General features: G+C 64.0%; 18 protein-coding genes. 13 read left to right on the forward strand and 5 right to left on the reverse strand.

Going from position 1 to position 22,601, the window contains the following annotated elements; all coding sequences use genetic code 11:
- Positions 1-2: 2 nt before the first annotated feature.
- Positions 3-7,778, reverse strand: a complete 7,776-nt coding sequence (gene sov, locus GQ464_RS13265) for a T9SS outer membrane translocon Sov/SprA (RefSeq protein WP_228350288.1) — start codon at positions 7,776-7,778, stop codon at positions 3-5.
- A gap of 421 nt (positions 7,779-8,199) precedes the next feature.
- On the opposite strand from sov, the gene GQ464_RS13270 reads away from it, so the two are divergent.
- From GQ464_RS13270 to GQ464_RS13290, 5 genes are all read left to right on the forward strand, one after another.
- Positions 8,200-8,697 (forward strand): YybH family protein, encoded by a 498-nt coding sequence (locus GQ464_RS13270; protein WP_166978219.1) that lies wholly within the window; start codon positions 8,200-8,202, stop codon positions 8,695-8,697.
- A gap of 33 nt (positions 8,698-8,730) precedes the next feature.
- Positions 8,731-9,399: an SDR family NAD(P)-dependent oxidoreductase gene (locus tag GQ464_RS13275; protein WP_166978217.1), complete on the forward strand. Its 669-nt coding sequence runs from the start codon at positions 8,731-8,733 to the stop codon at positions 9,397-9,399.
- Positions 9,400-9,786: 387 nt separating this feature from the next.
- On the forward strand, positions 9,787-10,002 hold the full coding sequence (locus GQ464_RS13280) for a type II toxin-antitoxin system HicB family antitoxin (RefSeq protein ID WP_166978215.1): 216 nt from the start codon (positions 9,787-9,789) through the stop codon (positions 10,000-10,002).
- Positions 9,999-10,223: a type II toxin-antitoxin system HicA family toxin gene (locus GQ464_RS13285; protein ID WP_166978213.1), complete on the forward strand. Its 225-nt coding sequence runs from the start codon at positions 9,999-10,001 to the stop codon at positions 10,221-10,223. The genes GQ464_RS13280 and GQ464_RS13285 overlap by 4 nt, the downstream gene beginning before the upstream one ends.
- 4 nt (positions 10,224-10,227) lie before the next feature.
- Positions 10,228-10,383: a hypothetical protein gene (locus GQ464_RS13290; RefSeq protein WP_166978211.1), complete on the forward strand. Its 156-nt coding sequence runs from the start codon at positions 10,228-10,230 to the stop codon at positions 10,381-10,383.
- Between the two features lies 1 nt (position 10,384).
- Here GQ464_RS13290 and GQ464_RS13295 read toward each other — a convergent pair whose 3' ends face one another.
- Both GQ464_RS13295 and GQ464_RS13300 read right to left on the reverse strand, forming a co-directional pair.
- A complete protein-coding gene (locus GQ464_RS13295) occupies positions 10,385-11,557 on the reverse strand; it encodes a saccharopine dehydrogenase family protein (RefSeq protein ID WP_166978209.1) in 1,173 nt (390 codons plus the stop codon).
- 130 nt (positions 11,558-11,687) lie between these two features.
- Positions 11,688-12,134 carry a hypothetical protein gene (locus tag GQ464_RS13300; RefSeq protein WP_166978207.1) on the reverse strand — a complete coding sequence of 149 codons (447 nt, stop codon included), beginning with the start codon at positions 12,132-12,134 and terminating at the stop codon, positions 11,688-11,690.
- Between the two features lie 239 nt (positions 12,135-12,373).
- On the opposite strand from GQ464_RS13300, the gene ettA reads away from it, so the two are divergent.
- Positions 12,374-14,050 (forward strand): energy-dependent translational throttle protein EttA, encoded by a 1,677-nt coding sequence (ettA, locus tag GQ464_RS13305; RefSeq protein ID WP_166978205.1) that lies wholly within the window; start codon positions 12,374-12,376, stop codon positions 14,048-14,050.
- A gap of 105 nt (positions 14,051-14,155) precedes the next feature.
- Here ettA and GQ464_RS13310 read toward each other — a convergent pair whose 3' ends face one another.
- Entirely contained in the window at positions 14,156-15,118 is a 963-nt protein-coding gene (locus GQ464_RS13310) for an integron integrase (RefSeq protein WP_166978203.1), read from the reverse strand.
- Between the two features lie 198 nt (positions 15,119-15,316).
- Between GQ464_RS13310 and GQ464_RS19240 the strand changes: the two genes are divergently transcribed.
- From GQ464_RS19240 to GQ464_RS13335, 7 genes are all read left to right on the forward strand, one after another.
- Positions 15,317-15,667, forward strand: a complete 351-nt coding sequence (locus GQ464_RS19240) for a 4-fold beta flower protein (RefSeq protein WP_423816156.1) — start codon at positions 15,317-15,319, stop codon at positions 15,665-15,667.
- 93 nt (positions 15,668-15,760) lie between these two features.
- Positions 15,761-16,495, forward strand: coding sequence for a hypothetical protein (locus GQ464_RS13315; RefSeq protein WP_166978201.1), 735 nt, complete (start codon positions 15,761-15,763; stop codon positions 16,493-16,495).
- A gap of 195 nt (positions 16,496-16,690) precedes the next feature.
- On the forward strand, positions 16,691-17,113 hold the full coding sequence (locus tag GQ464_RS13320; RefSeq protein WP_166978199.1) for a hypothetical protein: 423 nt from the start codon (positions 16,691-16,693) through the stop codon (positions 17,111-17,113).
- Positions 17,114-17,166: 53 nt separating this feature from the next.
- The gene (locus GQ464_RS13325; RefSeq protein WP_228350289.1) at positions 17,167-19,440 is read left to right on the forward strand and encodes a right-handed parallel beta-helix repeat-containing protein; all 2,274 of its coding nucleotides are present in this window, start codon (positions 17,167-17,169) and stop codon (positions 19,438-19,440) included.
- A 45-nt stretch (positions 19,441-19,485) separates the two neighbouring features.
- A protein-coding gene (locus tag GQ464_RS13330) for an IS630 family transposase (protein ID WP_228350172.1) occupies positions 19,486-20,615 on the forward strand; the annotation gives its coding sequence in 2 pieces (ribosomal slippage) (positions 19,486-19,918 and positions 19,918-20,615; 1,131 coding nt in all).
- Between the two features lie 25 nt (positions 20,616-20,640).
- Complete coding sequence (locus GQ464_RS19245) at positions 20,641-20,820, forward strand: T9SS type A sorting domain-containing protein (RefSeq protein ID WP_423816158.1); 180 nt, start codon at positions 20,641-20,643, stop codon at positions 20,818-20,820.
- Between the two features lie 136 nt (positions 20,821-20,956).
- Positions 20,957-21,280, forward strand: a complete 324-nt coding sequence (locus GQ464_RS13335; protein ID WP_166982058.1) for a hypothetical protein — start codon at positions 20,957-20,959, stop codon at positions 21,278-21,280.
- On the opposite strand, the gene GQ464_RS13340 is transcribed toward GQ464_RS13335, so the two are convergent.
- The gene (locus tag GQ464_RS13340) at positions 21,251-22,600 is read right to left on the reverse strand and encodes an IS701 family transposase (protein WP_166982011.1); all 1,350 of its coding nucleotides are present in this window, start codon (positions 22,598-22,600) and stop codon (positions 21,251-21,253) included. The genes GQ464_RS13335 and GQ464_RS13340 overlap by 30 nt on opposite strands.
- Position 22,601: the final 1 nt, after the last annotated feature.

Raw genomic sequence — 22,601 nt, forward strand, 5'->3', positions numbered from 1 at the left:
CGTCAGTTCTGGATGTTCACCCGGATGTTGAAGTTCCCCTGGATGTTCGTGGCCGAGGGCTGGCGGCTGTCTTTGCTGTCGAACTGCTCGTAGCGCAGCGTGAAGTTGGCCGAGACGCGGTTGCTGAACTGGTAGGAGATCTGGGGCGAGATGACCAGCCGCGTGTGGTCCGTGATGAGCGAGACGTTGGGATCTTTGAGGGCGTCCTCGAGGACAAATTCGCTGCCGCGGGTGGCGGCGTCGATCAGGGCCCGGCGCAGCAGGAAACGCTGGTTGCTGGTCTGCGAGCGCGAGACGGTCAGGCTGAAGCTGATGCGGTTGTTGAGCCGCTTGCCCCCCAGCAGCGGGATCTTCAGGCCGGTTTTCTGGAAGCTGGCCGTCACCGAGAGCTCCCGGGTTTCGTTCTGGCTGACCTCGAAGTTGCTGGTGCTCAGGGAGAAGGCGTTGCTCGTGTTGAAGGCGATGTTGGTCTGGATGCGTCCTTTCCAGCTGATGTCCAGCCCGATGAGGGGCTGAAACCGTTCGTTGATCCGGATGGTGCCGGCTTCGGTCAGGGGGAGGGTGAACTGGATGCGCCGGGTGCCGAGGTCGAACGTGCCCAGCGAGTCGCCTCCGGCCGCCAGGGTGTTGGTGCGGTAGTCGGCGCTGTAGTCGGCGCTGTAGCCGTGGCGGAGCGTCAGGCTTTGCGTGAGGCTGCGGAGCAGGGGCCATTTCGAAAGCCCCGAGTAGTTGACGTTCCAGCCGGGCATGGGGAAGGGGAGCAGGCCCTGGTCGTCGAGCGGTCCCAGGCCCGTCGTGAAGGCGGAGCGGAAGTCCTCGGCGACGGACTGGTTCGTCAGCACGACCCGGCCGTTGCCGTCTTCGTCGCCGAGGAGGGGGTTGGCCGGGTCCGGCTGATGGGCGAGGTCACGCTGGTAGGTTTCCAGTTGCCGGCGGAACAGGTCGAGGTAGGAGGCCCCGAAGGTCCAGACGCTGGCGCGGTTGCTGCCGCTTTCCGTCTCGGTGATCTCGATCCGGCCCGGGTCGTCGGGGGGGCGGCGGTAGGTGAGGGTGCGTCCCTGGTTCCAGTCCACGCTCCAGTTGAGGTTGATCTGCAGGGACGGGCTGGGGTTGAGGGCCGTGCGGCCCTGGATCCGGTTGGTGTTGTCGAACTGGTCGGCCACCTGCAGCGTGGGGTCGATGAGGCGGTTCTCGAGCGGGAGCGTGCGCTCGAGGCCGAAGCGGTAGCCCAGCGAGGGGCCGTTGCCCCGGAAGGCGTCGAAGAGGCTCCAGGGGGAGAGGACACCCGTGCTGTCGGCATTGAAGCGGCCGACGTTCGAGGAGCGGGCGCTGCGCGTGCCGGAGTAGGTGAGGGTCAGATCCCGGACGCCGGTGACCGCGAGCACCAGCTTGCGCATCAGGGAGACCGGGTCGGGCAGCGGGACCTTCAGGCCGCCACCCTCGTCGTCCTCTTTTTCTTCGGCCTGATCCTCCTGCCCGGCTTCGCCCTGTTCCGTCTCGGGTTTCGGTTTGAGCTGTTCGGCCCGGCGGCGTTCGGCCTCGCGTCGACGGCGTTCCTTCTCGGCCTGGGCCTGGCGTTCGGCTTCCTCGAGGGCCCGGTAGAAGGCGAACTTGCGCCAGAAGTCCTGCAGGCGCAGCGTGACGCCGCCGCGCACGTCGAACTGGTTCGAGACGGCGGCCCCGGTGTTGCGCCCGACGGGCCCGTTCTGCCATCCGAACTGGGCGCTGTAGACGACGTCCTGGAGGTTGATCCAGCTGAGCACGCCGCTGCGCGAGAGCTGGGGGCGGAACGTGGCCGAGAAGCGTTGCTCGTGCCGTTCGGTGCGGACCCCGTCGGCGCCCTTGAAGAACTTGGCGAACACCTCGTCGGCCGGGCGCACGCGCAGGCGCGCCAGCTCGAAGGCGTTGCGGCCGATGTCTTCCGCTTCGATCAGTCCCTGGGCCAGGGCCTCGTCCAGGTTGAGCCCTTCGAACGTCTCGACGGTGCCGGTGCTGTCGCGCGTCACCACGGAGAAGAGCGTGTCCACGCCGACGGCGTTCAGGCTCTGGTTCGTCGACATGTCGAAGCTCAGGTTCAGGAAGCCGAAGGGGTTGTACTGCAACTGGAAGTTGCGGCTGTGGGTGAAGGCGTGCTGCTCGCGCAGGGGGAAGGCGACGGGCTCCGGCAGGGCGTCTTCGGCGAGGAGGTCGCCTTCGCGCGGGCGGTCCTGCGTCTGGGAGAAACTGCGGGTGGCCGTACCGGAAGCCGAGAGGGACTGCGGCAGGTAGTTGAAGCGCAGGTCGCCCAGGAGCCCGAGGAGGGGAAGCTCGTCCAGGAACCAGAAGGGTCGCACCGTCTTCGGGCGCGGGACGTTCAGGCGGTAGCTGAGCGTGCTGGACCACCGCCAGGTGTCGTTGAGCCGGAGGGAGGGGCTGCGGGCGTCGGTGTCGCTGTAGGCATAGGTCAGGGCGAGGCCGTCCAGGGTGTAGCGCAGCAGCCCCGAGCGGGAGCCCTGCTTGCCGAAGCGGGTGGTGAACGAGCGGGTGAAGCTGCGCGTCTCGGCCGCCTCGATGGCCCGCTGCTTTTCGAGGGCTTTCTGGGCGGGGTCCAGGTCGTCCCGTTCTTCGATCTGGGCGAGGATCTCGTCGAGGCGCACGTCGCCCCGGGTCGGGGAGAAGCGCGGGCGCGTGCGGTTCGACTGGATCTGCAGCGAGACGGGGATCGACCAGCCGTAGCGCTCGGGGAGGAGCTTGTCGGCGTTGACCTCGGTCAGGAGGCTCCAGTTCGTCAGGTCCACCTGGTCCCGTTCGCCGAGCGTGCTCGAGAGCGAGCCGAAGCCGTCGGTCCGGGTCTGGAAGTTGGCCTTGACGCGGCCGAAGTCGGCCAGCTTGACGTCGGCGTTGACGAGGGCGGCCCAGCCGTTCTGCTCGTCATAGCCGGAGACGCGCAGCTCGTTGACCCAGATGGTGACGTCTTCGAGGATGTCTTCGAGGGCGTTGCTCGTCGAGTCGGCGGGGTTGCGCAGGCCGATGACGATGGTGTTGATGCGGCCGAGCGAGGGGTTTCCCCGGATGGCCAGGCGCGTTCCCGGCGGGGCGAACGCTTCGGCGTCGGGCACGTCCGGGGCCACGAGGGAATCTCCCCGCACGTTCCAGAAGACCTCTTCGGTGGGTACGCCGAGGCGGTCCCGGGCCACCTTGAGCTGGTTGAGGGCGCCCAGGACCAGGTTCATCGAGTTCAGGTCCAGGATGCGCCCGTCGAATTCCCGGTTGGTCTGCCAGAGTTCGTCCTCGTCGCCGGCGGTCTCGCTGCTGGGCGTCAGCGGCTGTTCGTACTCATAGTAGTCGTTGGTCTGGTTGGCCCCCAGGCGAACGAAGAGGCGCACTTTGCGGCGGGCTTCCTCCTTCGGCAACGCGGTCAGGTCCACCCCGTCGGCGGTGCGGCCGTGCATGTGGACGAACATGCGGAGGTTCGCGTACTTGAGCAGGTCCAGGCCCTGGTTGTAGGTGCGGAAGATGGCGCGCTGCTGGCCCGGGCGCAGGTGCTCGACCCGGAAGACGAGCGACTGCTCGCGGGCGTTCTGGGTGCCGCCGGTGGCCAGCCGCGTCTGGCTGACGATGGCGCCGAGGGGGGGACGGTAGAGGCTGTTTTCCTCGTTGTTGATCGAGGAGATCGTCGTGCGGGTGGGGCTGGCCGTCGTGTCGGCGGGCGTTTCGCGCTCGAGCGTGACCTGTTCGGATTTCTGCCACTGGCTGCCCACCAGTTCGAGCGTGGCGAAGCGGATCGTGATGGGCACCTCGTGGCCCGTCGTCCAGATCCGGATGGACTCGATCAGGCTGAAGTCCCGGATGTCGCCTACCCGGCGGGTGTAGTTCTGCACGGGGATGCGGATCTGGTACCACCCCGTCCGCCGGCCGGTCTGCGTGTCGACGATCTCGCCGACGACGAAGTCGTTGACGCGTTCCGGGGCGGCCAGCGAGTCCAGGATGGCTTTGCTCAGCGGCACCTCGTACTGGAAATAGCTGTTCTCGGTGTCGATGGCCGAGTTGAGGTTGCGGTCCTCCGAGTCGGGATAGCGGGAGTTGCCGCGCTTGATGGAGGTGTTGTTGGCCAGCTGGTTCTGGGTCTCGAAGGCATTCAACTCGTGCCCGGCGAACCAGCGGGTGAAGCGCTGCTGGAAGGTGGCGCGGTTGGGGAAGAAGGTGGGGTCGTCGAAGAAGCGGTCGTTGGCGAAGTAGTGGTAGTCGTCCCCGGAGGGGTCGGCCAGCGCTTTGGCGACCTCGGCCTGGTAGCGGGCATCCCCGCTGACGGCCGTGATGGCGTCGAGGAAGTGCCGGAAGTGTTCCTGTTCGGTCTTCGAGTAGGTGCCGTCCGTGACGTAGGAGGGCAGGCCGTCGAGGCCGAGGTCTTCCGTGCGGCGGGAGGCGTCGTCGATGTCGACGGCGCTGTTCTGGGAGCCGTTGGGCGTTCGCCCCCAGGGGCCGACGGCGGCCGGGTTGAAGTCGCTCAGGGAGAGGCCGTCCTCGTTGTTGAGCTTCTCGTCGGGGAGGATGTCTTCCGAGATCGACCCGAGGTCCACGTACAGCTTGGCGTCGCGCCCGGCGTCGCCGGTGGGATTTTCGGGGAAGGGGCGGATGATGAACTCGACGAAGTCGATGTTTTTCAGGCTGAAGTCGGTGAAGCCTTCGGGCAGGCGCTGGGCCATGCCGCCCCAGGCGTTCTTCGGGTTGTCGAGGAAGCCCTGGAGGTCGGTGGTGTAGTTGTAGGGGCCGCGTTCGGAGGGGTTGAAGTAGAGGTCGAGCGTCTGGAGCGTCTGGTCGATCTCGGCGCGGGTGTCCCGGTTGGGGAAGACGTCGCGGATCTGGACGATGTCGACGGCTTCCAGGTCGTAGACAGGGACCCCGTTGAGCTGGGAAAACATGTTGGCGTTGATCGTGTACCATCCGAAGCTGCCGCGCCAGGTGGTGCGGAGGGAGTCGGCCCGGGTACCGGGTACGACGCCGTCCCGGTCGATGGCGCCGATGGAGTCGGGCGGGGAGGCCAGTTGCCAGGCGCCGGGCTGTTTGAGGGAGAAGGTGTTTTCGAAGCCCTCGAAGTCGTCGATGTAGGAGATGCCGCGGAGCTCGTCGCCGTTGAAGTCGCGGCCGGCGTTGCGCAGGTTGCGCCGGGTGCGTTCGAAGGCGAGGGTTTCATTGGAGCCGGGGCGGAGCTGGGCGAACTCGCCGGTGACCGAGATGGCGCTGGGGGCGCGGGTCTGCACCAGCGGCAGCAGGTCGATGGCGCGCGTGAGCCAGCGCGGCTCGAGCCGGAGCGTGCCGTCCACCCCCCAGATCGTGTTCTGGATGGGTTCTTCGCCGATGCGGTACTTGTCGATGGGGGACTTCTGGCTCAGGCGCATGACGGTGGCGCCGAGGCCGAAGTTTTCGTTCAGGCTGTAGTCGGCCCGCAGGCCGAGCAGGGTTTTCTTCTGCAGGTTGAAGAACGAGTTTTGCTCGTACTCGATGTTGATGTCCCGCCCGGCGGTCAGGTAGGCGGGGTTCGTGATGGTGAGGGTGCCGCCCTGGTAGTCGACGACGAAGTCGGTGCCTTCGTTGAGGGGGGTGCCGCCCGAGGTGACGCGGACGGAGCCGGGCACCAGGCCGGCATAGGCCCGCAGGTCGTAGAAGGCCTGCACGGCCCCGCGGTAGGAGCCGCGGATGCGGTAGACGTCGTGCTGCGTGTCGCGCCGGGCATTCTCCTTTTTCTGGCGGTAGAGGCTGGAGAAGACGAACAGGTTTCTGGCCTCCTGCTTTTCCTGCTCGGAGCCCCCGCCCTGTTCGATGAGCCGTTCGAGGCGGCCGCCGAAGGGTTCGAGGAAGGGGAAGATGAGGCGGCCGTTGCCGGGGTCGATGGTGTAGTTGACCAGGTAGTCGAACTGGTCGTCCGGGCGGGGGGCCTGGTCGGTGTTGAGCCGGTCGAGGCCCAGGAGCTGCAGCAGCGTGGCCTGCCCGCCGACGCCGGGCAGGGTCTTCGAGGCCGTCTTGCCCGGGGGTTCGTAGAAGATCTGGAGGTTGAACTCGTTCGGGTTGATGCCGCTGCCGGGGAAGCGGTAGATGTTGCGGAGCTGGAGGTACCAGACGGCCGGGTTGAAGCCGGTCTCGGGGGCGGGCTGGCGCAGCTGGACCGGGCGCAGGAGCTTCAGCACCAGCTTGTCCTCGTTCTGCCCGCCGCCCGAGCCGCCGGTGCCCGTCGAGAAGTCGCCGACCTGGACGGAGCGCCCGTTTGCGATGTAGCGGAAGCTGACGGCCAGGGCTTCGTTTTCGAGCAGGCGCTGGCGCAGCGAGATGAAGCCGAGCACTTCGTCGAGGGTGTAGTCCCGTCCCCGTTCGAGTTTTTTGAAGCGGCCGACCTGGAAGTCGGCGCCGGTGAGGCCCTTGACGTCTTCGAGGTAGGAGGCCGGGGCGGCGTTGCCGTCGCGCAGCTGGGTGTCCAGCTCGCCGCCGGGGGTGTCGTCATACTGGTCGAGGGCGGGGTCGGGCAGCACCGTGGCGGTGTAGGCGTTGGCCTCGGTGAGCAGGCGCGGGTCTTCGGCCAGGTCCACCACGGCCACGGCCTGGCGGACGTTTTCCTCCTCGGGGGTCGTCGGTTGCAGCTTCCACACCTCGATTTCGGCGATGCGCTCGAAGCCGTTGGCCACGCGGAGGTTGGGCGGGTCGGAGAGGGCGTCCTCCCAGCGGTTGCGGAAGTAGTAGGCCAGGAAGAAGTGGGTTTCGTCTTCGTAGTCGGTGGGTTTGAGGTCGAAGTTGGTTGTCTCGGAGCCGCCGCTGATGGAGAGGCTGTTGGCCTGGCCCTCCTGCTGGCTCATGACGGTGGTCAGGTAGAGGCCGCCGATCTGGAACTCGCTCTTGATGCCGAAGAGGCTCTGGCCGCCCCGGATGAGGGAGGAGGGGGTCTGGAGGAAGACGTTGCCGGCCTCGATCTTCCGGATGATCTCGTCCTCGTAGCCGGTATATTCGAGCTTGATCTGGTTCTGGAAGTCGAACTGGCTGTTCGAGTCGTAGTTGACGTCGATGCGGAGCTTGTCGCCGATGGTGCCGTTGATGCCGAGGCGGAGGTCCTGCTTGAAGTCGGGGTCGAGCTGGGAGGCCCGCCCGGTGATGGCCACCTGCTGGTCGCTCTTGCGGTAGTCGAAGCCGGCGCGGATGTCCGCCTGCCCGTTGACGCGGAGGTCGAGTTCGTTTTTGCCGAAGATGGTGGTGAAGGCGCTCTCGCGCCCGCCGGGCACCACGACGCTGATGCCGAGGCCGCTTCGCTGGCTGCGGTTTCGCTGGCGGGCGCGCTGGTCGTAGAGCTCCCGCCAGTTCCGGGAGAGGTCGTGCCGGAGGCGGGCCCGGCGGTACGCGGCCAGGTCGAGCACGACGGGATGCCGTACGTCCTGGCCGGCCACCTGCTCGCGGATGACGTAGGCCTGCTCCGTGGAGTCGAGGGCGATCCGGTGTTGCCAGATCCGGCTCGGCCCGAGCGAGAGCGGAGACCGGGAGCGGGGAAAGAGCGACGCCGAGGGGCGATCCCGCCGCCACCGGGGCAGGTACCTGGCGGCCAGGCCCGTATCCGGCAGGGCGATCGTCGTGTCGGAGGCCGGCCGCGCCACGTGCACGCTGTCGGTGTCGGCCCGGGCGATGTAGAAGCCGCCCGGCTGCCCCGGCGGGACGAAGCGGCCGGGGGCCGCCATGCCCGCCAGCGCCGCCAGCAAGACCAGCACACCGGCTGCCAGCGCCGCCACGAAGCGTAGCGGGTGGGGACGCGCCTGCCTGACCATACCGGACCCGTCGGGATTGGATCGCACGAAACCTGGGTGGATAATGATACTGCTTCGATGACTACACCGGTGCCACGGTACGCTCCGGTCATCTCCGGGCGTTCTGCCTCAAGCAAGAGGTGTGGCCATACCGTTCAGGTTCGTAGCAAGCGGCGCGTATAAGCGGTCGAGGAAAAGGGTGTTCGAGAAAAAAAAGTTCGTCCGGCGTCCGGGCGGGTCCGGCAAGGCGGCTCAAAGCGGTCGGAAAGCTAACGTTTGCGCCGGTCGGCTTCAAGAGCAAAAAGGAGGGCCTTGCACAATCAATGGAGGCTCCACACAGGCCGGGACGGGTGCCCTTCTTTACCGTACCGTCGTATTTTTGTTCTGGCCGGGTTCCGGCAGGCGGAACCGTTGAAGAACATCCCGTAACAGGATCGGAAGCATGATACACAGCTTAAACACAGGGGGGGCGCTGGCGGGCGGAATCGCGCTGGTGCTGCTGGTGGTCTGGCCGGGAAGCGGGTGCACCCCGCCGGCGCCCGGCGAAGGGTTCGATCCCGCTGCCGAGACGCGGGCCGTCCGGGACGTCCTGCTGCGGCAGGTCGCCGCCTGGAACGAAGGCGACGTCGAGGGCTTCATGGACGGCTATGCCCGCACCGACTCGCTCCGCTTTGCCTCGGGCGGCTCGGTGCGCCGGGGATGGCAGGCCACGCTCGAGCGCTACCGCGCCGCCTACCCGGGGCGCGACGCCATGGGCACCCTGTCCTTCGACAGCCTGGAGGTGCACGTGCTCTCTCCCCGCTGGGCCACCGTCTTCGGGCGCTGGCACCTCCGGCGCAGCGGGGGCTTCGAGGACGCCGGCGGCCTCTTCACCCTGATCCTCGAAAAGCGACCCGAGGGCTGGCGCGTCCTCTACGACCATACCTCGTCCGGGTCGTAATCCGCTACCACCCCCATCTGACCTGACAGCCTCATGCTGGAAAACAGGCTCATCGTCGTCACCGGCGCCGGCGGCCGCCTGGGCCGGCGCATGGTACAGGACTTTGCCCGGCACGGGGCCACCGTGGCCGCCGTGCTGCGGCGTGAGGCGGCGGCGCCGTCCGTGCCGCAGGAGGACGGCGTCCACCTCTTCTTTGCCGATGCGACCGAGGAGGCAGCCGTCGAGGAGGTGTTCGGGGCGATTGCCCGGCAATGCGGCCCGCCGGATGCCCTCGTCCACACCGTCGGCGGCTGGGAAGCCCGGCCGTTTCTGGAGACGACGGCGGCGCAGTGGGACGCCATGCTGCGCGTCAACCTGACGTCGGCGTTCCTGTGCTTCCGGGCGGCGGCCCGTGTGATGCAGGCCGGCGGGCGCGGCGGACGGCTCATCGGCATCGCCGCCGGGCAGGGCGCCGACCGGGGCGCGGCCGAGCAGGCCGCCTATTCCGCCGCCAAGGCCGGCGTCATCCGCCTCGTCGAAGCCGTCGCGGCCGAGTTTGCGGGTACGGGCCTCACCGCCCACGCCATCGCCCCGTCGATGATCCTGTACGACGAGGACGGCGACAAGGGCGTCCGCGCCGCCGACCTGGTGGCCCTCTGCCGCTACCTGTGCACGGACGCGGGCGCGGCGCTCAACGGTGCCACGCTCCGGGCCTACGGGTGAGGGTGCGTGGTCTCGGGCCGGTCTGGTTTTCCCGCGTCGAGCGTACCTGTTTTTATGGCACTTCCTGTTGCGCGTTGCAAAAGGAAAGGGTAGCATATGGAGGCGGTCATTGGTGTGGATGGTTTAGCTATCGTCCGATACGATGGCCAGACATCTTGGAGTCCATACCGACCCTGTAGCCGCGGGCTTTGGCCTGGCGATGGCCGATGGGGTACCCCCGTGAAGGGTGCGACTATCTGTCTGTCCATTCGAGAGGAAGCCTTCCATAGCTATGCTATCAGGAGGCGTTATGTAGGATAAGACGATCGCGCCCCCACCGGCGGCAACCGCCAACGCTTCCAGTCGTTCTATGACGGGATGTGCCCTAAAACCAAACGTAATAACAGTATGAGCCGGGACTATAATGTCGTCATCGAGCGCGACAGTGAAGGATACTATGTTGCCTCTGTACCGAGTCTGCCGGGCTGCCATACGCAGGCGAAATCGCTGGACGTGCTCATGGAGCGCATTCGAGAGGCAATCGAACTCTGCCTGGAGATGGAGCAAGACGAAGAGGAGGAGCTGGACTTTGTGGGCGTGCAGAAGGTACGCGTAGCGACATGACGAAGCTACCGAGCCTCACGGGCAAAATGATCATAAAGGCTTTGGGGAAGGCTGGCTTCAAGGTGGTGCGTGTGAAAGGGAGCCACCATTTTCTGCGCCATGAAGACGGGCGGACTACGGTGGTGCCAGTTCATGCGGGAGAGACGATCGGCCCGGGCTTGCTGTCGAAGATCTTGCGCGACTGTGAAATGACGCGGGCCGGGTTTCAGGCCTTGCTGTAGGCCCATGAAGATGAGGTGTTTCGGGGGGAAGGCTTGTTCCTCCAAGGAGAGCCGGTTTTATCCTGCCGGGCAGGGCGCCGACCTGGTGGCCCTCTGCCGCTACCTGTGCACGGGCGCGGGCGCGGCGGTGGGCGGCGCCACGCTCCGGGCCTACGGGTGAGTCACCCCAGCGGGTCGCGCACGTCCACGTAGCCTTCGTGCCACGTCGAGGTGATCGGCAGGCCGCGTTCGATGACGTGGGAGCAGAACATCGCCTTCGGCACGACGCACTCCGGTGGGGCGGCGCCGCTGCCGGGGACCTCGCCGGCCGCGAGCATGTGGGCCACGGTGGCCGTCGGGATGCTGGTGCAACGCTTCATGGCCGTCATGTGGGTCGCCTCGTCGTAGCGGTCGATCATCTCGTAGACGAGCGAGGCCTCTTTGCCCTCGAGCAGGCCGTGGATGACCACCCGCAGGAGGACGGCGTCGCGGTGCTCGCCCCCGAGGCGCTCGGTCATGCGGCGGATGAGCACGTCGCGGTAGGTCAGGTGGGTGCGCACGTCGATGAGGCGCTCTTCGGCGAAGCCCAGGCCCAGGACGAACGCCATCTGGCTGGCGTGGCCCGGCCGGCGGATCGTCTTGTGGTCGAGCGTCCGGACCCGCCCGGCCAGTTCCTCGGCGAGCATGGAGAGGCTGCCGGCGGTGCAGAAGGCCTCCATCTCGTCGAACGTATCGAAGCGGATCGTCTCCAGGCGGGTCAGCGGGGCACACCGGACCACCTGCCCGTCCTCGATCAGGTGCACGTCGTTCGTGTAGTCGTCGATCACCTTGTGGGCCGACCACGAGATGCGAAAGTTGAAGGGCGGCTCCGGCTCCAGCGGCACGTCGCCCACGCGCAGGTGGGCGGCCTCGACCTCGTCGAACTGGCCGATCCCGAGCAGGCACAGGATGTTGACCAGGCCGGGGGCCAGCCCGCAGTTGGGCACCACCCACACCCCTTTTTCCCGGGCGGCTGCGTCGAGGGCCAGCTCCTGCCGGACGATCTCGTCGTTGCCGCCGAGGTCGCAGAAGTGGGCGCCCAGCTCGATGCTCATCTCGGCCAGTACGGGGTTGGCCTGGGGGGCCGCACAGCCGATGATGCAGGCGCTCCCCTCGGCGATGGGCGCCAGCACGTTCAGGTCGCGGGCATCCACCTGGAACGAGCGCAGCCGGGGATCCTGCACCATCTCGTGGAGCTGGCGGAGGGCGCGTGCACGTGCGTCGCACACCTGCACCTGCGTCACCGTCTCGTGCTGGACGAGCTCGTGGGCGATGGCGGACCCGATGGAGCCCGCCCCGATGATGGTGATTTTCATACGGCTTGCTCTGGCCTGGTCCTCGATGCGCCCGCCAAGATACGCATCGCCCCGGAGGAGAAAATGAGGCGAACGGGAAGAATTGCAAAATGAAAGGGCTTCCGGGTCTGCCAGCTACCGGGACAACGGTCTACAAACTATCCCCGCCGTGCGATCGGGCCGGCGGTGTCACGGGGCCGGCGGGGGCGGGCGCTCGGGCAGGCGGTCGAGGTTGAGCCAGGCCCGGGCCCCGGCGAGGTCGCGAAACAGGCGTCTCCCGCCCCGACGTCGCCATCAACGCCTTGAAAGCCTTCGCCATGGCAAGGTCTATTTCGCGCCATCCGACCAGGGCACACCGGCCGAAGCCGATCACGCTGCGGGCCTCCTTTTCCATCGAGGCCACGTCGTGCAGGGTGTCCCAGTCGAGGTCGAGTGTTTCGATGTACAGCCCGTTCCACAGCTCATGGAAGCCCGGCGTCCATGCCGGGTCGTCATAGAGTTGCATGTTCGCATGGATGATGTCTTCGCCGGTCACGTCGCCGTAGAGCCAGACGAAGCCGGTCCGCAGGGCGGGATCTACGAGGGTCTGGTACGGCATGAAGGGCTGGACGGCAGGTGGCGGTGAAGGGCAATCGGGGGAACGCCGGGGAGGGGCAGGGGATCACGCCGAAAATACGGCATAGCCGGGGCGGGGTCCAGGGCGAGGGTCTCTCCCGGTACCTGGTCCTACTTGCGTCATCGCAATTCGCCGGAAACCCACACCCGCGCCAGAACCCGGACGGAGGCAGGCGGCTATACGTCCCTCTGGTTCTCCCCACCGTGTAGCCGGCGAAGACGATGAGCGATCAGAAAATCATCTTCTCCATGCGGGGCGTGGGCAAACGCTACCGCTCCACGAACAAGCAGGTCCTCAAAGACATCTACCTGTCGTTCTTCTACGGGGCCAAGATCGGCGTGCTGGGCCTCAACGGGGCCGGCAAGAGCACCCTGCTGCGCATCATCGCCGGGCTCGACACCGACTACGAGGGCACCATCGACGTGCAGAAGGGCATCCGGTTCGGCTACCTGCCGCAGGAGCCGGAGCTGGACCCGACGAAGACGGTGCGGGAGATCGTGGAGGAGGGGGCCCGCGAAGCCGTCGAGCTGCTCCGGCAGTACGAGGCCGTCAGCGCCCGCTTCGCCGAGCCGGACGCCGACTTCGACGCGCTCATGGCCGAACAGACCCGCCTGCAGGAACGCATCGACCAGATCGACGCGTGGGACATCGACAACAAGCTGGAGATGGCCATGGACGCCCTCCGCTGCCCGCCGGGCGAGACGCCCGTCGCCGTGCTCTCGGGGGGCGAGCGGCGGCGCGTGGCCCTGGTCCGCCTCCTGCTCCAGGAACCCGACGTGCTGCTGCTCGACGAGCCCACCAACCACCTCGACGCCGAGAGCGTGGCCTGGCTCGAACAGCACCTGGCCCGCTACCCCGGCACCGTCATCGCCGTCACGCACGACCGCTACTTCCTCGACAACGTGGCCGGCTGGATCCTCGAGCTCGACCGGGGCCGCGGCATCCCCTTCGAGGGCAACTACACGGCGTGGCTGGAGCAGAAGCGGCAGCGGCTGGCCGTCGAAGAGAAGCAGGCCTCGAAGCGGCAGAAGGCCCTGGAGCGCGAGCTCGAATGGGTGCGCACCAGCCCGAAGGGCCGCCACGCCAAGAGCAAGGCCCGCATCGCCGCCTACGAGCGTATGCTGGAGGAACAGCAGGAGGCCCGCGACGAGTCCGTCGAGATCCCCATCCCGCCGGGGCCGCGCCTGGGCCAGACGGTCATCGAGGCCGAGGCCGTGGCCAAAGCCTACGGGGACAAGCTGCTCTTCGAGGACCTCACCTTCAGCCTCCCGCCCGGCGGCATCATCGGCGTCATCGGACCCAACGGCGCGGGCAAAACGACCCTATTCCGCCTGATCACCGGCCAGGAGGAGCCCGACGCCGGCACCCTCCGCCTCGGCGAGACGGTGGTGCTCGGCTACGTGGACCAGAACCGCCCGCTCGACCCCACGAAGACCGTCTGGGAGGAGATCTCCGGCGGGCACGACGTGATCCGGCTCGGCAACCGCGAGATCAATTCGCGCGCCTACGTGGGGCGGTTCAACTTCAGCGGCAGCGACCAGCAGAAGCTCGTCTCCGAGCTCTCCGGCGGCGAGCGCAACCGCGTCCACCTGGCCAAGATGCTCAAGGAGGGCGCCAACGTGCTGCTGCTCGACGAGCCCACGAACGACCTCGACGTGAACACGCTCCGGGCGCTCGAAGAAGCCCTCCTGAACTTCGCCGGGTGCGCCGTGGTCATCTCGCACGACCGCTGGTTCCTCGACCGCATCGCCACGCACATCCTGGCCTTCGAGGGTGACAGCCGCGTCTACTGGTTCGAGGGCAACTACGCCCAGTATGAGGAGGACCGCCGCCGGCGCCTCGGCCACGACGCCGACCGGCCCCACCGGATCAAGTACCGCAAGCTCCAGCGCGGGTGAAGGACGTTTGCCGGTTGAACGTTAAACGTTGAACGTTAGGAGTTCTCCGGCGTTACTGCTCAGTGGTCCGGACGTGTGATCGCCTCCACGTCTTCCAGGCACGCCTCACCGGTCGAGCGGGCTACGGACCGTGGTGCCCCGGTTCAGCACGTGCGTATAGATCATCGTCGTGCGCACGTCCTTGTGGCCGAGCAGCTCCTGGACGGTGCGGATATCATACCCGTCTTCGAGCAGGTGCGTGGCGAAGCTGTGGCGGAACGTGTGGCAAGTGACAGGTTTGCTGAGGTTGGCCTGCCTTCCAGCCTTTCGGACGGCTTTCTGGATCACCGACGGGTGAAGATGGTGGCGACGCAGGACGCCGGAGCGTGGATCACGCGAGCGCTGGGAGGCCGGAAAGACGTATTGCCACCCCTCGCTGTAACCCGCGTTCGGGTACTTTCGGGCGAGCGCGTACGGCAAGGGCGCTTCACCAAAGCCGGCTTCGAGATCTTCCTCATGCAGCAGCCGGACGCGCTGCCATTGCCTTTGCAAGGGGCCATGAAGACGGTCGGGCAACAGGGTGATCCGATCCTTGCCTCCCTTGCCGTCGCGCACGACGAGTTGCCGGTAGCCGAAGTCGAGGTCCTTGACGCGCAGCCGCAGGGCCTCGAGCAGGCGCAAGCCCGAACCATAGAGCAACTGGACGACGAGCCCCGGGGGCCCGATGAGATGGGAGAGGACATCGCCTACCTCGTGGCGGGTCAGCACGACCAGCAACCGTCTGGGACGTCTGGCGCGGGCGTACCCACCGAAGTCACCGAGTTCTCTGTGCAACACATGGCGATACAGGAAGACGAGGGCGTTGAGGGCCTGGTTCTGTGTGGAGGCCGCCACCTGCCGCACTTCGGCCAGAAAACTCAGGTATTCGCGCACGTGTGAAGCCCCGAGTTGTGCCGGATGACGCTTGCCGTGAAAGTAGATAAACCGTTTGATCCACTGGACATAGGCTCGTTCTGTGCTTATACTGTAGTGCCGGGTCCGGCAGACGGACCGAACCTGATCGAGCAACCGGGGTGAAGACGGGTTCATGGTGCTTCATGGGAATATGTGTAAGATATGTTGGTATTATATGGCCCGTGGCGGTATATTGTCAAGCAGGACCGAGAGGTAAGTGCTTGATTGTAGGATGTTTTGCCGGGATGGCGGGCGGGTAATACATGGCCACGGGGCGCGTTGTAACACGGCCCATGGCGGGTTAATAATAGGTTAGGCGCACGGAGAGGCAAGATGGAACCCATATTCGATCGCACAGGAGCTGTCGTCGGTTGGCTCCACGAGGGCCGCATCCTTGATCGGTCGAACCGATATCGCGGTTTTGTCAAGGGCGACGCAGTCTATGCGATGGGCGGCCAATATCTGGGCCGCTTTCGGAATGGATTCTTCAGGGACAGGTCAGGTGGAGCTGTGGCGTTCATTCAGGGCGCATCAGGAGGTCCCCTCCTCCCGATCACACAGATCCCTCCTGTACCTCCGATACCACCCATTCCACCCATCAACCCTGTTCCGCCCATCCCGCCCATTCCACCGGTTGATTCCCTGTCTTGGGGTGTCGATTGGGACGAGTTCTTAAACGGGTGAGCAACGGTGCCTAACAAGCGCTTGCACCTGACGCCGCTCCGCTGCGCTTCGCGGCGCAGGTGAAGCGCAAGCCGTTATACGGCTCTCCAAACGATGAAAGTGAATTGGGTCGGCGCGTATAATCGCGTCTTCGAGATCATCGACAAGCGCGAGCCGGACGGCTGCTACTTCTCAGGTCCTCGTTTCATCGACAAGGTCCGCGAGCTGGACCCTTACTTCCCGAACTATAAGCAGTATCTGAACGACCGACAGGCGAGCGGAAACAGCACGAGCCGCCGCGACTTCTTCTACGACATCCTCATGGGGTTGAGCGAGGGCAACCGGGTGCGTTTACTGAACTCAATTCTGGATGAGGTCGCCTATTGTGACCAGCGGGTAGCCAGCGACGTCCGGGCCATGCTAGCTGGTGGTGATCCCGGACCAACTGCAACTGTCCCAGCGGAGGCGTGGAATTCTGATCGACTCAAGAAGTATCTCGGGCAGATCGACGCGAGCATCGCTGAGCGCGAGTTCAATAGGGCAGTCACGCTCTGTTACACTTGCCTTGAAGGGTTCTACAAGGCGTTTGTCAGAAAGCACATTCCAGAGCAAGCGCGCCAGGATGAGATCATCAAGCTTTCCCGAGCCATTCAGAAGCATCTCCGCACGACGCTGGACTCATACCCGGATGAGGCGCTCAGCATGATCAACCACGTATCGTACACGGTGGACAAAGCTCGAAACGGGTTCAGCGAGTCGCACTTTGATGAAGAGGCTGCTCGCTGGCTCGCAAGCTACATTCGAGACCTAACCAACAGTCAGATACGGTTGCTCATTCACTTTCTCTAGCTTTCTCTAGCACAGAGCCGTATAACCCGCGGCTGCAGGCGGACGCAGGGCTTCACGGTCTTGCTTCGTTCTACCTGCGCCACTTACACTGCCTCGTTCGACCGGCTTTGCTGCCCTGCGCCGCTGAGCCGCATTCTGTTAGGCGCCTACAGGGGTAAGTTTTCCAATCCTAAGCCAGTGGGGAGGTAATACGAGATGAAAAACATTTATGACACTTTACAAAAGGTCTTTTTGACGGCTTTCATAGTAACCTGCCTCTCGGGCTGTCTTCTTTCTGCGGATGATCACAGTGGAAGTGTGATATACGGCCATTGGGTACGTGAACCAGAGAAACCGGAATTAAACGAGCCATGGGAGCGACTAATCTTTAACCAGAGCGGATATTATACGCGTTCGGTATTTGACTATTTCGAGGGTGAGTGGAAGTCGTCCGGTGACTCTTTAAAGTTTGAAGTTACGGAAGACAGCCTTCTTTTGCAGGAAGCACCCGGGAAGCCTCTTATAGCGCACGAACTGGTCAGACTTACAGGAGAACAGTTAGAATACAAAGTATTGGTGAGCAATGAGGAAATCCTGCTCACATGGCGAAGACCGCGTACGGACGATCCTGGGTACTGAGATGGGCTCGCCTGTCTTCAACCTATGCACTTAAATCTCCGTGAGGTGTAACCATGACTTTTCTAACCAACTGCTCAATGGAATACCTGCATGAGGTCCGTCAATCGCGCCTCTTCGCGGTGAGTTTAATGATCTGCATTTTGCTTCTTAGTGCAAAGATTGCGGATGCACAAACATGGACCTGCTACACTGAAACTTCGGGGAGCGCTGCTAAATATGGTTCAGGAAGCTCGTGTTCGTATCCATACACCCCTACCAATGTATCATATAAGGTGAGAATTTTTGTTCATGTGGTACGCCGAACAGATGGAACGGGTGGGCTTACTTCCTCGCAGGTCACCAACGCCATAAACAAAATGGAATCGGATTTTCAATCCGCAGGGATAACCTTTGACCAAATCGGTTCAGGAGAGGTCAGAAGCGATTACTACTACAATTTCGATAATTCCAAGTTCACCGGCTTGATTGGTCAAAATCCTCACGATGACGCGGTTGACATCTACCTGCTCCCTGTTGGCAATTATGGGGGTCGAGCTTCCGGGATTCCTGGAAAGGCTTTGGTCTTGGATGGACAGTATGCTGGAACAAGTGTGCTTTCACATGAAATGGGTCATGCGCTGGGGCTTTTTCATACGCACAGTGGGCGAGGTTGCGGGGACTTTGCTAATTGCCAGGAGGCGGTAGATGGATCAAACTGTTGTGAATGTGGAGATCTGGTTTGCGATACCCCGGCTGATCCTTGCCTCTCAGGTAGAGTAAACACTTCGTGTCAGTACATTGGACCATCAGGGTTCAATCCTGACATTGGAAATATCATGGCTTATACGCTCCCCTCCTGCATGACTCATTTCACAAACGAGCAATATTCGCGGGCGCTTTCCGAAACAGTCAACAAACTTCAGGATGTCTTATCGGAACTGACAGCGAGTACAAATCTCACAATCTCCTCAGGACAAACGTGGAGTCTGAAAAATGCGACGGTGAAGCTGGCCTCTGGGAAGCGGATCTATGTTTACGGCACGCTCAATGCTGACAACACTACCTTCACCGCCAGCGGCAGCGCCTGGAGTGGAATCGTCTTCAACAGCGGGTCCACGGGCACCATCGACGGCAGCACCCTTCAGGCTACGAGCGGCTACGCCGCCGTCCAGATCTCCAGCGCCTCGCCCACCCTCTCCTACTCCACCATCAGCAGCAACACCATCGGCATCTCCGTCAGCGGAAGCAGTAGCTCACCCTCCATCCACCACAATACCATCACCAGCGGCAGCTACGGCCTGCGCTTCTACGACGCAGGCGGCAACGTCTACAACAACACCATCACCAACACCAGCCAGGCCAGTACCGCCGTCATCACCTCCGTCTACGCCGATCCTTATCTCAGTTCCTCAGGCAGTGCCGCCGGTCACAACAAGATCCACGGCTTCTGGCAGGGCCTATGGGCCGAGACCGCCGCGACGATCTGGACTGGCTCGGGGACCAATTGCATCTACAACAACACCTCCTACGACGCCTTTGCAATGGACGGCGGCGTGATCTACGCTGAGAACAACTGGTGGGGCGGCGGCGCACCCTATGTCGATACGGACGAAACGGGCATCGTGGACTACACACCCTACCTGACCGGTGGATCGTGTCCGGCCTCGGGAGCTTCGAAGATGCAGCAGGTGGTTTCGTCCGATGCTTCGAGCGCAGCAGAAGATCTCCAGGGGCAGCTTCTGGCGGCCAAGTGGAAGGCCGTCGAGGGGCAGTATGCGGCGGCCGCCCGGCTGTTCAAGGCGATTGTAGAAGCGGCTCCCTCATCGCAGGAGGCAGGCGTGGCACTGGTTGAGTTGGGGCGTCTGGCGCGTCAGCGAGGCGACGCGGCGCTGGCCTCGTACCTGAGCGGCCAGGTGAGTGCCGGGCACACGCACCGGGCGACGGTGCTGGGGGTGCTCATTGGCTACCACCGAGCACGGAGCGAGGAAGCCGCCGCTCTCGCGTTGGCGACGGCGCTGGAGCAAGAGTACCCCGGGACGTGGCAGGCTTTCTACGGGCAGTGGCAAATGTTCCAGATGCATTTGGAGGCTGGGCACTACACAGATGCGTCGCAGGTATTGGAGCGGATGGAGCCGACGCGGGAGGCAGAGGCCTACGAGTTGGCCCTGGCGCGTGAACGGTTGGCCGAGGTGGCAGGCGTGCACTTTGCGGAGGGGCCACCCGAGGCCCCTGCCAAACAAGGATCGCCGGAGGCGGGCGTGGAGGTGGCCGTCTACCCGAACCCATTCAATCCGGCGACGACGATTCGATACGAGCTAGTGCTGCGTCAAGGATCATCTGCCGGGTAGGATAGTAGCTTCAACAGTCGCTCACTCCTGAAGCCACTTCCTGCCATGGCCAAAAAATACTGCGTCACGCTCAATGACAGTGAACGCCAGCACCTCGATGACCTCATTGAGCGGCGTTCAAAAGGTGTCCCGCCGGTCAAACGAGCCTTCATGCTGCTCAAAGCAGACCAGAGCCAGGGCGCACCGGCCTGGACCGATGAACGCATCGCCGAAAGCTACAACGTCAGTGTCCGAACCGTCGAGCGCTTACGTCGGCGCTTCGTCGAAGAAGGCTTCGAGGTGGCTCTCTACGGCAAAAAACGCGAACCGGTTAAAGAGAAGATCTTCGACGGGCAGGTCGAGGCTCATCTGGTGGCCCTGCGCTGTTCAGAGCCGCCGGAAGGCTTTGCCCGGTGGTCGCTCCGCCTTCTGGCTGACCGTATGATCGAACTCGGTTACGTCGAATCGATCTCGCATGAGAGCGTGCGGCAGTTGCTTAAAAAAACGAACTCAAGCCCTGGCGCGTTAAGTCGTGGGTAATTCCTCAGGCCGATGCCGCCTTCGTCTGCCAGATGGAGCAAGTGCTCGATGTCTACGCCCGGCCCTACGACCCGCTCCGACCGGTTGTGTGCCTCGACGAAGCGCGCAAGCAACTCATCAGCGAGGTGCGACAGCCCTTCACGCGTGCCGACGGGGTGCGGCACGTGGATTACGAGTACAAACGCGAAGGGACCCGCACGCTCTATATGCTCTGCGAGCCCCTGGGCGGCTTCCGGAAGGTGCTCGTCAAGGAGCGTCAGGACCGTTTGACCTGGGCTCGTGTGGTGGCCCACCTCGTCGAAGACCTCTATCCAGACGCCGAGACGATCACGCTGGTTCAGGACAACCTCTCCGCGCACACCGCCTCGGCGCTCTACGAGGTCTTCGACGCCGAGCGCGCCCGGCGCATCGTGCGCAAGTTGGAGATAGTCTCGACGCCGGTGCATGGTTCGTGGTTGAACATGGCCGAGATCGAGCTTTCGGTGCTGGTTCGTCAGGGTCTCTGTCGCCGCATCGGCAATGCATCGCAGTTAGAGGGCGAGATCGCCGCCTGGTACGAGGCGCGCAACGCAAAGCAGCGGGGTGTAGACTGGCAGTTCACGACGGCGGATGCGCGGGTGAAGTTGAAGCGGCTATACCCGTCAATTATAACTTGACACAGCACTAGCCCAGGCAGGGCCGGTGGTGCTCAAGGTGTATGACGTGTTAGGGCGCGAGGTGGCCACGCTCGTCGATGGGATGCAGCAGGCGGGATCGCAAGAGATCCAGTTTGAGGGTGCTGATTTGGCCAGTGGGCTGTACGTATATCGGCTGGAAGCGTCGGGGCAGATCGTAACAGGGCGGATGCTCTTGCAGAAGTAGAGCGGCGCATAACCCGGCAATTCAGCGGACACAGGGCACGTCAGCAATCACCTGTACGATGTGCTCCGTAGCATCGTAGGGGTCGTACTTGCAGGGCGTTGCTTCGCAGCCCTTTGCCGCTGATCGCCAAGACGTTATGCGCCTGAAATTAAGAACGGAAGCTTTGTATGCTGTGATGCCGTACCCATCATTCGAATCGATCACTGCCATGACGGACCGCTCTGCCCACGTTTCGCATCTCACCCTGCTGTTCGTTGGCCTATTCCTGTTTGCATCAGCACAGGCACAGGATTGCCCATTCACCGAAAGCGATGCTATCGCCGACACGCTCAATCCGAAGGGCTATTATCCGCTGGAAATCAATATTGTTCATGAGTATGTGAACAGGAGTGGACCCTTTATCGACTATCTACTTAGCTCGACTTTGTCCTTATGCGGCATAGGCCAACGTGCTGGTTAGCCGCTCAAACAAGGGCCTTGGGATTTTCAACATTTCGGTTCGCTCATGCGACATCGGAAAATCCATAGCTCGCCAGAGCACCATCCGTACGCCGGCCAGCGCGTCACTGAAGGTCGGATGGGGTTTGTCGTACCATGCGCTCCGAGCCACGGTCAACTCCCCCTCGGCATGCAGGCGATCGGCCATCAAGGCAACCAGCGAGAAGAGCCCCAACAGACAGGGCGTCGTGCGCAGGATCGCCGGATCGGACCACTGACGCTGCGTCTCAAACCCGAGGTGGCGACGCACTTCCTCGAAGGTCACCTCTACCGACCAGCGCCGAACGAACCACGTAAGTATGTCTACGGCGCACGCCTGTTGATCCGTGCACAGAAACCCTTTCGGCTCAAGGCGTCCGGCCGGATCGCGCACGAGGACCCACCGCAGCGGTACGACCGGCAGGCCGCTGTGGTACCAGAGGGCGCATCCGGTAGCCACGTCCACCTCGTAGGCTTCTCTTCCATACCACTGGCTCACCTGGAAGCGTCGCCACGCGGTCTTTTCGTCCGAGAGGATCTCGTGCAGCGAAGGCAAGCGTCGGCCCTTCTTCCGGGGCCGTCCCACCTGACCGGGCTTGCGCGGCGGAGCCGGCTCGTAGAGGGCCGCGTCGAGTCGCAGGCGCGTCACGACGGTGACGTGCTCGCCTACAGCGGCCAGAAACTCAATCGCCGAAAAACTGCTGTCCGCGGTGACAACGATTGGCCGGGCGGGCAGCCAGCGCTTCAGTTGCAACAGCATCTGCCGCGCCCAATCGGTCAGCTTCTTATGCTGCTTTCCAGCTTCGGTATGATAGCGTTCGCTGGGACAGAGCACCGTCAGAAACGGCAGCGCCCAGACCCGCTCAGCCCAGGGGATGCGCGGCAGGTACATCAACGAGAGCCAGCGCAGCCCGCTGGCCTTGACGAAGTGGCCTCGGCTCGAACGTACCGGGTCGCGGTAGATGCCCTTGGCGTTGATCTTGACCCCGCGCCGGCGTTCGATGGTCTCGTCGATGCCAAAGACCAGCGGCCCCTCGTCTGCACGATCATGGAAGGTCTCGATGAGCATGGTCAGCAGGATCTGGGCCGCCCGGCGGGCCGACCACGTGGCCCGATTGAGCACGCGGTGATAGTTCTGGAATGTGGTGAGCGCACTCAGCCCCATCACGCGCAGGGCACTGGCCACTGTACGGCGACCCGGTGCGAGGATCGCCCCGGCCACGAGCACCTGAGCGTGCTGAAAGACGGACTTGGAGAACAGCGGCCGGAAGGCTATCATGAAAGCAGTAAACGCGGGAGGCATC

The organism is Rhodocaloribacter litoris (genome assembly GCF_011682235.2).
Taxonomy (GTDB): Bacteria; Bacteroidota; Rhodothermia; order Rhodothermales; family ISCAR-4553; genus Rhodocaloribacter; species Rhodocaloribacter litoris.